This window comes from Methylobacterium sp. Gmos3 (assembly GCF_056430985.1).
The window spans coordinates 114889-128568 of record NZ_JBWJYL010000009.1 but is presented as its reverse complement, the minus strand read 5'-3'; the positions used below and the strand labels follow the sequence as shown (position 1 = coordinate 128568).

The 13680-nt window shown below is 71.7% G+C and carries 14 protein-coding genes; 10 read left to right on the top strand and 4 right to left on the bottom strand.

Going from position 1 to position 13680, the window contains the following annotated elements:
- Positions 1-143 precede the first annotated feature (143 nt).
- Positions 144-962, top strand: coding sequence for an SGNH/GDSL hydrolase family protein (locus ACS5Q7_RS19600; RefSeq protein ID WP_478340939.1), 819 nt, complete (start codon positions 144-146; stop codon positions 960-962).
- A 49-nt stretch (positions 963-1011) separates the two neighbouring features.
- Positions 1012-1872 carry an SDR family oxidoreductase gene (locus tag ACS5Q7_RS19595; RefSeq protein WP_478340938.1) on the top strand — a complete coding sequence of 287 codons (861 nt, stop codon included), beginning with the start codon at positions 1012-1014 and terminating at the stop codon, positions 1870-1872.
- Between the two features lie 7 nt (positions 1873-1879).
- Here the strand turns inward: ACS5Q7_RS19595 and ACS5Q7_RS19590 are convergent, their stop codons facing one another.
- Genes ACS5Q7_RS19590 through ACS5Q7_RS19580 form a run of 3 tightly spaced genes read right to left on the bottom strand, consistent with a single transcriptional unit; the run spans position 1880 to position 3725 of the window.
- Positions 1880-2704, bottom strand: a complete 825-nt coding sequence (locus ACS5Q7_RS19590) for a metal ABC transporter permease (RefSeq protein WP_478341137.1) — start codon at positions 2702-2704, stop codon at positions 1880-1882.
- A gap of 35 nt (positions 2705-2739) precedes the next feature.
- Positions 2740-3561: a metal ABC transporter ATP-binding protein gene (locus tag ACS5Q7_RS19585; protein ID WP_478340937.1), complete on the bottom strand. Its 822-nt coding sequence runs from the start codon at positions 3559-3561 to the stop codon at positions 2740-2742.
- Positions 3558-3725, bottom strand: coding sequence for a hypothetical protein (locus ACS5Q7_RS19580; RefSeq protein ID WP_478340936.1), 168 nt, complete (start codon positions 3723-3725; stop codon positions 3558-3560). The genes ACS5Q7_RS19585 and ACS5Q7_RS19580 overlap by 4 nt, the downstream gene beginning before the upstream one ends.
- Positions 3726-3842: 117 nt before the next feature.
- Between ACS5Q7_RS19580 and ACS5Q7_RS19575 the strand changes: the two genes are divergently transcribed.
- Together ACS5Q7_RS19575 and ACS5Q7_RS19570 are read left to right on the top strand one after the other, a co-directional pair.
- The gene (locus ACS5Q7_RS19575) at positions 3843-4346 is read left to right on the top strand and encodes a Fur family transcriptional regulator (protein WP_478340935.1); all 504 of its coding nucleotides are present in this window, start codon (positions 3843-3845) and stop codon (positions 4344-4346) included.
- Positions 4347-4396: 50 nt separating this feature from the next.
- Positions 4397-4714, top strand: coding sequence for a hypothetical protein (locus ACS5Q7_RS19570; RefSeq protein WP_478340934.1), 318 nt, complete (start codon positions 4397-4399; stop codon positions 4712-4714).
- Here the strand turns inward: ACS5Q7_RS19570 and selB are convergent.
- A complete protein-coding gene (gene selB / locus ACS5Q7_RS19565; protein WP_478340933.1) occupies positions 4672-6624 on the bottom strand; it encodes a selenocysteine-specific translation elongation factor in 1953 nt (650 codons plus the stop codon). The two genes, ACS5Q7_RS19570 and selB, sit on opposite strands and share 43 nt — an antisense overlap.
- A gap of 312 nt (positions 6625-6936) precedes the next feature.
- Between selB and ACS5Q7_RS19560 the strand changes: the two genes are divergently transcribed.
- The 6 genes from ACS5Q7_RS19560 to ACS5Q7_RS19535 all read left to right on the top strand — a co-directional run bounded on the left by ACS5Q7_RS19560 (position 6937) and on the right by ACS5Q7_RS19535 (position 13668).
- Entirely contained in the window at positions 6937-8460 is a 1524-nt protein-coding gene (locus ACS5Q7_RS19560) for a CYTH and CHAD domain-containing protein (protein ID WP_478340932.1), read from the top strand.
- A gap of 320 nt (positions 8461-8780) precedes the next feature.
- Complete coding sequence (locus tag ACS5Q7_RS19555) at positions 8781-10034, top strand: allantoate amidohydrolase (protein ID WP_478340931.1); 1254 nt, start codon at positions 8781-8783, stop codon at positions 10032-10034.
- Between the two features lie 82 nt (positions 10035-10116).
- Positions 10117-11400 carry a beta-ketoacyl-ACP synthase gene (locus ACS5Q7_RS19550; protein WP_478340930.1) on the top strand — a complete coding sequence of 428 codons (1284 nt, stop codon included), beginning with the start codon at positions 10117-10119 and terminating at the stop codon, positions 11398-11400.
- Positions 11401-11402: 2 nt separating this feature from the next.
- On the top strand, positions 11403-12161 hold the full coding sequence (locus ACS5Q7_RS19545; protein WP_478341136.1) for an SDR family NAD(P)-dependent oxidoreductase: 759 nt from the start codon (positions 11403-11405) through the stop codon (positions 12159-12161).
- Positions 12162-12180: 19 nt separating this feature from the next.
- Positions 12181-12459 (top strand): SH3 domain-containing protein, encoded by a 279-nt coding sequence (locus ACS5Q7_RS19540; RefSeq protein WP_243959013.1) that lies wholly within the window; start codon positions 12181-12183, stop codon positions 12457-12459.
- A gap of 186 nt (positions 12460-12645) precedes the next feature.
- Positions 12646-13668 carry a zinc-binding dehydrogenase gene (locus ACS5Q7_RS19535; protein WP_478340929.1) on the top strand — a complete coding sequence of 341 codons (1023 nt, stop codon included), beginning with the start codon at positions 12646-12648 and terminating at the stop codon, positions 13666-13668.
- Positions 13669-13680: the final 12 nt, after the last annotated feature.

The following is a 13680-nucleotide window of genomic DNA, read 5'->3' as shown; positions in this document are numbered from 1 at the left end:
GATCGGCTTTGTGTCCGGCGTCGAATTCGTTTACAATGAGTTACGAATTCAGTTTGCTTTCACCGCATCGTCCGAACCGATCCTTCCGCGGTGATCCTGCACAATATATCCATCGTAGCCACTCGCCGAACCCAACGGTGCCCGTGTCGACGCCATCCTCCGCAAGCCCCGTCCGCGACCTCGCCCAGCGCTGGCTCAGGCGTGTCGCCCTGGCAGCCGGGCTGCTCGTCATCCCCACCGCCGTGCTGGCCTACGCGGACCTGCTCCCGGAATCCCTCGATCTCCTGGGCATCGACATGCGTGAGACACCCGACCTGCCGCATGTGGCACGGCAAATCGCCATCGGCGCCCCGCTCCGCATCGTCGCCTTCGGCTCGTCCTCGACGGAAGGCGTCGGCGCGTCGAGCCCGGCCAACGCCTATCCCGCGCGCCTGCAGACCGACCTTCGCACCAAGCTTCACGGCGTCGACGTCACGGTGATCAACCGGGGCATCGGCGGCGAGCACGTGGACGACATGCTCGCCCGGCTCGAGCGCGACGTGATCGGCCCCGAGCCGCAACTGGTCATCTGGCAGACCGGCAGCAACGACCCGCTGCGCGGCGTCTCTCTGGATCACTTCCGGGAGGCGACCCTGGAGGGCCTGCGCCGGATCCGCGATGCCGGGATCGACGTGGTGCTGATGGAGCCGCAATGGTGCCCGAAGCTCGAAGCGACGCCGGGCGCCAACCGCTTCCGTGACGCCGTGCGCGAGATCGGCGAGGAACTGGACGTGCCGGTGATCCGCCGGGCGGACCTGATGCATGGCTGGGTCCGCGAGGGGAAGGTGACGTCGAAGCAGCTCTTCGCGTCCGACGGCCTGCACATGGCCGACCGGGGCTATGCCCTCCTCGCGGCGGCGGCGGCCGAATCGATCCTGCGCGACGCCGGCCCCGTGCAGGTGACGCAGGCGGTGGCGGAATAGTCACCGGCCCGGCTTGACGGAGGCCCCAGCCTCCCGGACACCCGGCTCCATGAATCTCTTCGTCTTCGGACTCGGTTTCACCGGTCGCCGCTTCGCCGAGGCGGCGCGAGGCCGCTTCAGCACGATCCGGGGTACCGTCACCGAAGAGGAGGCAGCGAGGCGCATCGCCGCCGAGACCGGCCTCACCCTGCGCGCCTACGGGCCGAAGGCGGACGATCCCGGCATTGCCGCCGACCTCGCGGACAGCGACGCGCTCCTCGTCTCGGTCCCGCCGGATGCCGGGGGCGACCCCGTGCTTCCGCGCTATGGCGACGCCATCGCGGAAAGCCGCATCGGCTGGATCGGCTATCTCTCCACCATCGGTGTCTATGGCGACCAGGGCGGCGCCTGGATCGACGAGACCACCCCGCCCGCCGCCCGCAGCGAGCGCACCCGTGCCCGCCTCATGGCCGAGGAGGCGTGGCTCGGCCTCGGCGCGCACACCGGTAAGGCAGTGCAGGTGTTCCGGCTGTCGGGGATCTATGGGCCCGGCCGCAACCCGATCGTGAAGGTGCGCGAGGGGCGCTCCCAGCGGATCGTGAAGAAGGGCCAGGTCTTCAACCGCATCCATGTGGACGACATCGCCACGACGCTGCTCGCCTCCCTCGACCGGCCGCGCAACGGGGCGATCTACAACGTCACCGACGACGAGCCGACGCCGCCGCAGGTGGTGATCGAGCACGCCGCCGCCCTCGCCGGCCTGCCGCCGCCGCCGGAGGTCGATTTCGAGACCGCCGACCTCTCGCCGATGGCGCGCAGCTTCTACGGCGAGAACAAGCGCGTGCGAAACCGGCTGATCCGCGAGGAACTCGGGGTCAGCCTCGCCTACCCGACCTACCGCGAGGGCCTCGCCGCCCTGGCGGACGAGTAGGGCCGCCTCAGGCTTCGAGGTGCCGGGGCCGGACGAGGCGGCGCAGCAGCCCGCCCTGCGGCCCGGCGAGCATCGAGACGACGTAGAGCGCCCCCGCCGCGAGCACGATGGCCGGGCCGCTCGGCAGGTCGAACCGGTAGGACAGGCTGAGGCCGGCAAAGCTCGCCAGGACGGCGATGACGACGGAGGCCGCCATGGTGGCGCCGAGTTCCCGCGCCCAGAACCGCGCGGCGACGGCCGGCAGCAGCATCAGCCCCACGGCGAGCAGCGTGCCGAGCGCCTGGAAGCCGCCGACGAGGTTCACCACCACGAGGCCGAGGAAGGCGAAATGCACCGGCCCGCCGGCCCGGCTGACGCTGCGCAGGTAGAGCGGATCCACGCACTCCATCACCAGCGGCCGGTAGATCAGCGCCAGCGTCGCCAGCGTCAGCGTGCAGATGCCCCCGAGGAGCAGGAGCGCCGGATCGTCCAAGGCGAGGACCGAGCCGAACAGGAAATGCATCAGGTCCACCTGCGAGCCGCGCAGGGACACGAGCAGCACCCCGCCCGCAAGGGAGATCAGGTAGAACGCGGCGAGGCTCGCATCCTCGCGCAGGACCGTCGTGCGGGTGACGGCGCCCGCCAGCAGGGCCACCGCGAGCCCCGCCACGAGGCCGCCGATCGTCATCGCCGGCAGGGACAGGCCCGCCACCACGAACCCCGCCGCCGCGCCGGGCAGGATCGCGTGGGCCATGGCGTCGCTCATCAGGCTCATGCGCCGGAGCATGAGGAACACGCCGACCGGCGGCGCCGAGACCGACAGGGCGAGGCACCCCGCCAGCGCCCGGCGCATGAAGCCGAACTCGATGAACGGCGCGAAGGGGTCGATCACGCGGCATCCTCATGGCCGTGGCCGTGGTCTTGGCCGTGCTCATGCGCATGGGAATGCCCATGCGTGTGCGCCTCGCGCGGGGCGGCGTGGCGCGCGCCGTCGCAGATGGCCGCGTCCTCGTCCCAGGCTTCCGAGAGCGACCGGGCGCGGGCGAGGTTGTCCGGCGTCATCACCCGCCCGGTCGGCCCCCAGGCCACCGGCTCGCGGGCGAGCAGCAGCGTGGTGGGGAAATGGCTGCGAATCTGCGCGAAGTCGTGCAGGGCCGCCACCACGGTGCGGCCCTCGCCGTGCCAGCGGCGGACGAGCGCCAGGAGATCGTCGGTGGTCCGCGCGTCGATGCCGGTGAAGGGCTCGTCGAGGAGGATCGTCCGGCAATCCTGCAGGATCAGGCGGGCGAACAGGGCCCGGCGGAACTGCCCGCCCGAGAGCGTGCCGATGGGCCGCGCCTCGAAGCCGGAGAGACCCACCACCTCCAGCGCGTCGCGCAGGGCGGGGGCAGCGCGGCGCAGGGAGCGCCACGGTCCCTGGCGCCGCCACAGGCCCATGGCGGCGAGGTCCATGACGCTCACGGGGAAGCTGCGGTCGATGGCATCGATCTGCGGCAGGTAGGCGATGTCGTCCGGCCGCTCGATCCGCCCGTCGAGGACGGGAATCTCGCCGGTCAGGCCCTTGAGCAGCGTCGACTTGCCGGCGCCGTTCGGCCCGGCCAGCGCCAGCAGGTCGCCAGCCCGGATCGTCCCGTCGAGATGGTGGACGGCCGGGTGCCTGTCGTAGCCGAGCGTCAGCCCGTGCAGCCGGATCGGCGCGGGCGCGCTCACGCGGCGAGCGCCCAGGCGATGGCCACCCAGACCAGACCGGCCAGACCCGCCGCGAGGCCGAGGCGCGGGGCGAGCCCGCTGCGGTACAGCGTCGGGCGGAGGGGGGCGGACGGGCGGCGCGACACGGGAGCAGGCTTCTTGAGGGACGGATCGGGATGGGGCATGCGGTGCGGCGGCCCCTGGTACGGTCCCGGCCGGAAGTGATACACTGTAACAAAGCCGCCGCACAACCGGCGCATGACCGGCCGCCGAAGCCGGTCGCCCTTTCGGGAGCCGCAATCGTGTCAGCCGCCGGACATTCCCACGATCACGCCCACGTCCATGCCTGCAAGGCCGAGCCGGCCGCGATCCTCGCCAGGGCGGAGGCGCTGTGCCGGGAGCGCGCGGTGCAGTTCACCGCCCTGCGGCGGGAGGTGCTGGACGCCGTGGTGGCGAGCGAGAAGCCGCCGGGCGCCTACGACATCGCCGAGCGCATGAGCCGCCCGGGGCGTCGGGTTGCGCCGGTTTCGGTGTACCGCGCCCTCGACTTCCTGATGGAGCTCGGCCTCGTCCACCGCATCGCGAGCCGCAACGCCTTCGTGCCCTGCGCACACGCCCATGGGGCGGGGGAGAACGTCGTGTTCCTGATCTGCCGGACCTGCGGCGGCATCGACGAAACGACCTCGCCCGAGATGGAAAGCGGCCTCGGCAAGACCCTCAAGCGCGCGGGCTTCACCCCCGCCACCAGCATCCTCGAGGTCGAGGGCGATTGCGGCGCCTGCCGCGACAAGGCGCGCCGGGCCTAGGCCCTCCGCGCCAGGAACCGCGCATCCGGATTCCGGCTTGAACCTCCATCATGGAGGCCCCCTTGTCGAAGCGGTCGCTCGTCCTGTCCGCCGCCCTGCTGGCGGCCTCGCCCGCCCTTGCGCAGGGGCGCCCCTCCACCGTGGCGATGAGTTGCGCCCAGGCCTCGCGGCTCGTGGCCTCGCAAGGGGCCATCGTGCTGGGTACGGGCGGCCAGACCTATGACCGGTTCGTCCGCGACCGCTCGTTCTGCGAGCCGACCGAGATCGCCCGCCGGGCCTTCCGGCCGACCCGCGACACCGCCGCCTGCCTGATCGGCTACACCTGCTACGAGCCGAGCCGGGACGACTGGTTGGGCAGCGATTTCTGAGGAGCGCGCTTCTCGAGGGAGACGATGATCCGCTTGTCGCCGGCGCGGCGGGTGAAGCCCGTGGCGTCGAGGTGTTCCAGCAGCGGGATCGAGAATTTGCGCGAGATCCCGAGGGCGGCCCCGGCCTCGCGGGCGAGGAAGCCGGTCTCGGCGTCGTTGGCACCAGGGAAGGCGTCGAGGAGGCGCGAACGGGCGCTCGCCACCGCCTCCCGATGGAACAGCACCGCTCGGCGCTGAACCCGGTCGACCGCGCGGATCACCGTGCCCGAGCCGATCAGGTAGTTCAGGGCGTCCCGGCGGCGGATGTCGCGCCCGATGGCCTCGGCCTCGTCGGGCGGGTTGAGCCCGGCCTTGCGGAACGATTGCTCCAGCCGGCGCACCGTCTCCGTTTCGTTGCGGGCGGGGTCGAAATCGGCCCGGCGCCACAGGGTGCCGGCCTGCGTCACCTCACCCGTCCCCGCGAGGTCGCGCAGCACCGCCGCCGTCACCGATTCGGGAAGGGCGAGGGAGCGCGCCACCTGATCGAGGGCGGCGCCGTGGTCCATCGGGCGCTCGCGATGGAACTGCGCCAGCGTTCCCATCGTCCCCGCCCGCAGGGCCGCGAAGGCGGGCGCCCCGACGAACCGGTCCGCGATCTCGCGGGCGCCGGCGGCGGTGAGCAGGCGGCGGACGCGCTCCGGCGTGGTGCCGGCGAGGCGGGCGAGTTCCGCCAGCGGCGCGCCGAGCGCTCCGGCTTGGCCGAGACGCACGGTCAGCGCCTCGGCCGGGCGGCCGGCGGCGATGGCCGCGAGGTCGGCGGTGACGCGCGGGTCGTGGCGGCGGCGGCGGCGGCTCGCCGGATCGAGGATGCGCCCGCCCGCCACCGTGACGGCGGGAGAATCGAGGCGCAGGACGAAGGGCTCCCGCGCCGGCACCGCCACCTCCTCCGCGAGGTGAAGCTGCGCCTGCGCCGTCTGCCCCGGTTCGAGGCTCTGCCGGTCGAGCAGCCGCAGCCGCGCCTCGACCTCGGTGGTGCCGAACAGCAGGCGGCAGGCGAGGCCGCTCGGCAGGGCGGCCTCCGCGCTCGCGGCGGCGGTGACAGCGACGTCGAGCCAGCGGGTGGGGACCAGAAGGTCGGGCAGGCTCAGGGCCTGCCCCCGTGCGATCTCGTCGAGCCCGACGCCGCGCAGGGCCACCGCCGTGCGGCGGCCGGGCTCGGCCACCTCCACCGGGCGCCCGTGGATCTGCAGCCCGCGCACGACGCCCCGCCGCCCGCCGGGAACGATCTCGACCGTATCGCCCACCGTCAGCCGGCCCCGGCGCAGGGTGCCCGTGGCCACCGTGCCGAAGCCTGCGCGGGTGAACACCCGGTCCACCGGCAAGTAGGGGAAGCCGTCATCCGTGCCGCCATTGGCCTCGGCGAGGAGACCGAGGAGCGCCGCCGAGAGGGCGGGAATGCCGATTCCGGTGAGGGTCGAGGTGGCGATGACGGGGCCCACGTCGAGCCCGGCCCGCGCGGCGGCGGCGGCGATCTCGGCCGAGCGCGCGCGGATCGCCTCAGGCGTGGCGAGGTCGGCCTTGGTCAGGGCCAGCACGCCCCGGCGCACGCCGATCAGCCTCGCGATTTCCAGATGCTCGACGGTCTGGGGCTTGATGCCCTCGTTGGCGTCCACCGCCAGCAGCACCGCCCGCATCCCCGTCGCACCCGAGACCATGGCGCGCACGAAGCGCTCGTGCCCCGGAAGGTCGACGAGGTCGATCTCCCCCGCCTCGCCCGAAAGCAGGGCGAAGCCCGGCACGATGGAGACGCCCCTGGCCTGTTCTTCCTTCAGCCGGTCGGTCTCGATGCCGGTGAGCGCGCGCACGAGCGCGGTCTTGCCATGATCGACATGGCCGATGACGCCGACGAGGAGGGTCTTCAAGGCAGTCACGGAAAGTGCTCGATTGACGGGCCGACCGCATAACCGGCGTGGAGGAAACCCGCTCCATCGACCGTGAGGGGAAAGCGGGCGCAGTATGCGGATGGCGATACTAAGCAGAGCAATTGAATTGCAAGCGATTTAATGTCGCAAAATATTTTGTCTTTAAAATGGCGTCGCAGTGGGATCGGCCTTAGACGGCCGATAACAGCGGATCGCTTCGGCGCGTCAAGCGTAGGTGGCGGAGCCGAGCGGACGCTTTCGGCCAACCATGGTAGACGGGCCGCTCGGCCGGTCGAAGCACAATGTCGAGGTGGGTGACACATGAGTAAGGCGCAAGCAGGGACGGAGGAACCGCGCGAGGTCGAGCTGAAGCTCGAATGCGACGGCCCCGACCTCACGGCCTTGAGCACGCACCCGAACCTCAAGGACGTGGCCGCGTCCGAACCGAAGTTGCTCCGCACGCGCTACTACGACACCCCCGACCGGGCGCTCCGCCAGGCCGGCTTGACCCTGCGCATCCGCAGCGTGGAGGGGCGTCACGTCCAGACGGTGAAGGCGGGCGCGGGCCAGATCGGCCTGTTCGACCGGGCGGAATGGGAGACCGACGTTCCGGGCGACGCGCCCGAACCCTCCGCCTGGGCCGGCACCGCCGCCGAGCCGGTGCTGGAAAAGGCGGGAGCCGAGTTGCAGCCGCTCTTCACCTCGGTCGTCATGCGCCGGGTCCATTCAGTCGCGTTCGGCGAATCGACGATCGCCGTGACCCTCGATGACGGCCGCGTCGAGACCGGCGCCGGCGACGCGCTCCTGTGCGAACTGGAACTCGAGCTGGAACGGGGGCGGGTGGCCGACCTCTTCGCCTTCGCTCAGACGCTCGCCGAGACGGTGCCGCTGCGCCTCGGCGTGCTCTCGAAGAGCGCGCGGGGCTTTGCCGCCCTCGACCGCGAGGTGCCCTCCCCGGCCAAGGCCGAGCCGATCGAACTGTCGCCGGACGACGATGCCGGCACGGTGTTCCGCACCGTCGCGCGGTCTTGCCTGCGCCACCTGCGCATCAACGAGACCGCCTTCCTCCACGGTCCGCGCGACCCGAGCGCCCTGCACCAGATGCGCGTCGCCCTGCGGCGGCTGCGCTCGGCCCTGTCGCTGTTCGCCCCGCTGTTCGAGGCCGACCCCAAGGCGGTGGCGCTCGGCGACGAGATCAAGCGGGTGACGGAGCCCTTCGGCCACGCCCGCAACCTCGACGTGTTCATCCACGACACGCTGCCCGTGCTCGCCGAGCACAATCCCGACCATCCCGGCATCGCCGAGATCGGGCAGGGCGCGCACGAGGCGCGCGAGCACGCCTATGCCGCCGTGCAGGAGATCCTGACGAGCCCGCAATGGCGCGGCCTTCTCCTCGACATCGCCGGCTGGGTCGAGGCCGGCCCATGGAGCGAGCAGGATGCGGCGCGCCAGGACGGGCGCCACTTCGCCGCCGGCATCCTCGACAAGGCCCGCCGCCGGGTGAAGAAGCGCGGGAAGGGCCTTCGCCACCTCGATGCCCACACCCGCCACCGGGCGCGCATCTCAGCCAAGAAGCTGCGCTACGGCGCGGAGTTCTTCGCGGGACTGTTCCCCAAATCCAAGGCCCAGAAGCGCCAGAAGGCGTTCGGGGACGCGCTCTCCGATCTCCAGGATCATCTCGGCGCGCTCAACGACATCGAGACCGCGCGGACCCTGCCCCTCGACATCGCGAGCGAGGACGGCCCGGCCATGCCGGAGGTGGATGAGAAGCGGGTGAAGGACCTCCTCGACAAGGCGGCCGACGCGCGCACGGACCTTCTCGACGTGAAGCCGTTCTGGCGCTGAGCGGGCCGCACGAAAGCACCGGAACGGAAGCGGTCTGGGGAATACCGCACGCCGTTCCGGCGCTGACGCGACGAGGGCGGACCCAACCGGGGTTGAGGGAAGGATCCGCCCTGTCAGTCGCGCGAGGGGGGAAGCGCGACCTTCCTTAACCATGCGCCCGGCATGTTGCCGGTCCATGTCTGACTGAGCCCCGATACAATTTCCCGGCGAGAAATCTACCGAAGAAGCGGGGTCGCCTTGCGGGCCATGCAGGCGTCGCAGGGCTGACAGCCCGGCCGCTTGCCGTCATGCTCCGCCCGCCCCGATCACGAGGACCCGGAATGAGCGAGAGCAGCCCCAGCAGCACCCACAACCTGCGCTCCGACGGCTCGCGCCTCTGGGCGACGATCCACGAGACCGCGCAATTCGGCGGAACGCCGAAGGGCGGCATCAACCGGCTCACCCTCTCGGCCGAGGACGGCGCGGTGCGCGACTGGTTCCGCGAGGCCTGCGAGGCGGCGGGGCTGAGCGTGAGCGTCGATGCGCTCGGCACGCAATACGCCCTGCGACCGGGCAAGGACATGAGCCTGCCGCCCATCGCCTTCGGCTCCCACCTCGATACGCAGCCGACCGGCGGCAAGTTCGACGGCGTGCTCGGCGTCCTCGCGGGCCTGGAAGTGATGCGCACCCTGGCCGATGCGGGGATCGAGACGCGGGCGCCGCTGCTGCTGGTGAACTGGACCAACGAGGAGGGCTCGCGCTTCGCGCCTGCGATGATGGCCTCGGCCGCCTATGCGGGCGAATTCACCACCGACGAGATCCTGGCCAAGACCGACGCCGCCGGCACGAGCGTGGCGCAGGCCCTCGACGCCATCGGCTATCGCGGCGGTGAGGCGGTGGGCGAGCGGACCATCGGCGCCTTCGTGGAACTGCACATCGAGCAGGGGCCGATCCTGGAGGCCGAGGGCAAGACCATCGGCGTCGTGGAGGGCGGCCAGGGCATCGCGTGGTTCGACGGCACGGTGGAGGGCTTCGAGAGCCATGCCGGCACGACGCCGATGCCCCGCCGCCGGGACGCCCTGCTCGGCCTGTCCGAATTCGCCCTCGCGGCGGAGCGCATCGCCCTGGCCCATGGGCCGAGCGCGGTGGCGACCATCGGCGAGACCACCATCCTCGCGCCCTCGCGCAACGTCGTGCCGGGCGGCGTCGCCTTCACCGTCGACACCCGCGATCCGCGCGCGGAAACCCTCGACGCCATGGAGACGGAGCTGCGCGCGGCGGCGTCCGAGATCGGCGAACGGCGGCACCTGTCGATCGGGCTGGAACGGATCTGGCGCAAGGAGCCGATCCCGTTCGACCCCCGCCTCGTCGCCGCCGTGGACGCGGCGGCGGAAGGGCTCGGCCTGCCCCGCCGCCGAATCATCTCCGGCGCGGGCCACGACGCCTGCAACCTCGCCGCGAAAGTGCCCGCCGCGATGATCTTCGTGCCGTGCAAGGACGGGGTGAGCCACAACGAATCCGAATCGGCGACGCAAGAGCATTGCGCGGCCGGCGCGGATGTTCTGTTGCAGACGGTGCTGAGGCTGGCCGGCTGATCCTCCCGCCCTCGCGGGCGCTGAGCCCCTTTTCGTCCCACCCGGCTGTGCGGAGCCGAAAAATCCCGTACAGGACGCTCCCATGACCGCACGCGCCTATCGCGACGCCAGGGGCCGGCCGCTCATTGCGGTGACGGGCCTCGGCCTCGTTTCCTCCCTCGGCCGGGGCCAGGCCGACACCTGGGCCGCCCTCACCGAGGGCCGCTCCGGGATCCGCGAGATCGCCCGCTTCCCCACGGACGGGCTGCGCACGCGGATCGCCGGCACCGTCGACTTCCTCGACACCGACCCGCTCGTAGCCCCGCTCCTGTCGGAGCGCTTCGCCGCCGTGGCGGCCGAGGAGGCGCTGGAGCAGGCGAGCCTCGGCCCCAAGGGCGACTTTCCCGGGCCGCTGTTCATCGCCGTGCCGCCCGTCGAGATGGAATGGCCCCAGCGCCGCGCCATCGCGGAGGCCGCCGGCGGCAACGAGGCGGTCGACTATGCCGGCATGCTCCGGGCAGTCGCCACCGGCCGGTTCGATGCGTGGCACGACCTGTTCCTGTTCGGCACCGTGGCCGACCGGATCGCCGAGCGGTTCGGCACGCGCGGCTCGCCGATCTCCCTCTCCACCGCCTGCTCCTCCGGCGCCACCGCGATCCAGCTCGGCGTCGAGGCGATCCGCCGGGGCGAGGCGACAGCCGCCCTGTGCATCGGCACGGACGGCTCGGTGAATCCCGAATCGCTGATTCGCTTCTCGCTGCTCTCCGCCCTCTCGACGCGCAACGACGTGCCCGAGGAGGCCTCCCGCCCCTTCTCCAAGGACCGGGACGGCTTCGTGATGGGCGAGGGCGCCGCCGCCCTGGTGCTGGAGGATGCCGCCGCCGCCGTCGCGCGGGGCGCGACGATTCTCGGCTACGTGCTCGGCTGCGGCGAGAAGGGCGACGGTTTCCACCGCACCCGCTCCAGCCCGGACGGCGCGCCGATCCTCGCCGCGATCCGCGCGAGCCTCGACGATGCCGGCCTCGCGCCGGAGGCCATCGACACGGTGAACGCCCACGGCACTTCCACGCCGGAGAACGACCGGATGGAGGCGATGGGGATCGCCGCCGTGTTCGGCGAACGCGCCGCGACCCTGCCCGTCACCTCGAACAAGTCGATGATCGGCCACACGCTGACCGCCGCCGGGGCGATCGAGGCGGCGGCCTCGCTGCTCTCGATCCGCCACGGGCGGATCCCGCCGACGATCAACTACCGCAACCCCGACCCGGCGCTCGGCCTCGACATCGTGGGCGAGGCGCGGGACATGCCCGTGCGCACCGTCCTGTCGAACTCCTTCGGCTTCGGCGGCCAGAACACCTGCCTCGTGCTCGCGGCAGAGCCCGCATGAGCATGGACTCTGAGAAGCGCGTCCTCGTCACCGGGGGCGGCAGCGGGCTCGGCGCGGCCATCGTGCGCACGCTCGCGGGGGCGGGCTACGCCGTCGACTTCACCTATCGCGCCTCGGGCGAGGCGGCCTCGGCGCTGGCTTCCGAACTGAACGAGGCCCATCCCCGCCTCGGCATCCGCGCCTACGCCCTCGACCTCGCGGACCGGGCGGCCCTCGACGCGTTCTGCGAGACGGCCGAGGAGATCGGCTATCACGGGTTCGTCCACAATGCCGGCCAGTCGAGCGACGGGCTCGCCGCCATGCTCGACCAGGACAAGGCCGAGGCGGCGATGCAGGTGAACTTCTTCTCGCTCACCCGCCTCGCGAAATCCCTCGTGCGGGGCATGACCCGCGCCCGCGCGGGGCGGATCGTCGCCATCGGCTCGGTGGCGGCGCTGCGCGCCAATGCCGGCAACGCGGCCTATGCCGCCACCAAGGGCGCGCTCATCGCCTATTGCCGGACGCTGGCCATCGAGACCGCCAAGCGCGGCGTGACGGTGAACGTCATCGCCCCCGGCTTCATCGACACGGCGATGCTGGCCCCCTACGCCGCCCACCGCGCCGGCATGGAGCGCCAGATCCCCGCCGGCCGCTTCGCCAAGCCGGAGGAGGTTGCGGCGCTGGCGACCTTCCTGATGGGCGAGGGCGCGGGCTACATCACCGGGACCGTGTTGCCCGTCGATGGCGGCTTGACCGCGATGATGGGCATCCACCGCTCCTGACTCTCCTGCGACCTTGCCGATGCGCCCCTTCGCCGCCCTGCTCCTCGCGCTCCTGCCCCTCGGCGTCGGTGCGGCCCATGCCGACCCGGAACCGTACCGCGTCACCGGCCTCGCCCCCGGCGAGCCGCTGAGCATCCGCGCCGAGCCCGATGCCGCCGCCGAGGTGGTGGGCGAGATCCGCCAGCGCGCCCTGGTCTTCGGATGCACCAACGACACGCCGAGCCGCACCACATGGTGCCGCGTCCGCGTCGGCCGCACGGTGGGCTGGGCAAGGCGGCGGTATCTCTCGCCGGAATGAGCCGGGATGCCGTGTGCGCGGTGCTGTGCTAACTGCCTCCGCCGTCATTGCGAGCGCAGCAAAGCAATCCAGAGCGGCGGGACGCCTCAAGACGTGGCGCATCCCTGGATTGCTTCGCTGCGCTCGCAATGACGGGTAGAGCGGGGCAAGCCTCGTGCGATCCGATCCACACCAGCGAATAGGCCCATGCGAGCCCTGCAACTCTTCGGTGACCGCGACCTGCGCCTGACCGAGGTCGAGCCGCCGCCGCCTCCCGGACCCGGCGAGGTGCGGCTGCGCATCCGCGCGGTGGGGCTCAACTTCATCGACGTGTGGGGCTTTCGCGGCATGGCCTTCGCCAAGCGCAAGATGCCCCTCATCGTCGGCGCCGAGGCGTCGGGCGAGGTCGAATCCGTCGGCGAGGGCGTCACCGGCCTCGCGGTCGGCACCCGCGTCGTGCCCTACGGCGCGCTGACCTGCGGGCATTGCCGCGCCTGCCGGGAAGGCCGCGACAACCTCTGCGAGGAGGTCGGCGGCGTGATGGGCTTCCACATCGACGGCTTCGCCCGCGAACTCGTCACCCTGCCCGCCCGCCTCGTGGTGCCGGTGCCGGACGGTGTCGAGGATGCCGAGGCGGCCTGCGCCGGTATCGCCTTCGGCACGGTGCAGCACATGCTGTTCGACAACGCCAAGCTGGAGCCGGGCGAGAGCGTCCTCGTCCATGCGGGTGGATCGGGGATCGGCACGGCGGCGATCCGCATGGCCAAGGCCATCGGCTGCACCGTCTACACGACGGTCGGCGACGACGAGAAGGGCGCCAAGGCCGCCGAACTCGGGGCCGATTATGTGATCAACTATCGCACCGAGCGGTTCGAGGGCGAGGTGCGCCGCCTGACCAAGCGCAAGGGCGTGGACGTGGTGTTCGAGCATGTCGGCGCCGATACGTGGAACGGCTCGCTGCTCTGCCTGAAGCGCGGCGGGCGGCTCGTCACCTGCGGCTCCACCTCCGGCCCGACCACGACCATGAACCTGATGCAGTTGTTCCAGCAGCAATACCGCATCACCGGCTCGTTCGGCTGCACGCTGGCCAACATCGCCCAGTCCCTCGACAAGATGGCGCAGGGCATCCGGCCGGTGGTCGATACGGTCTACCCGATGGCGGACTTTACGCAGGGCCTCGAACGGCTCGAATCCCGCAAGGTGTTCGGCAAGATTCTCGTCGCGCTCTGATAAGTCTAAGCG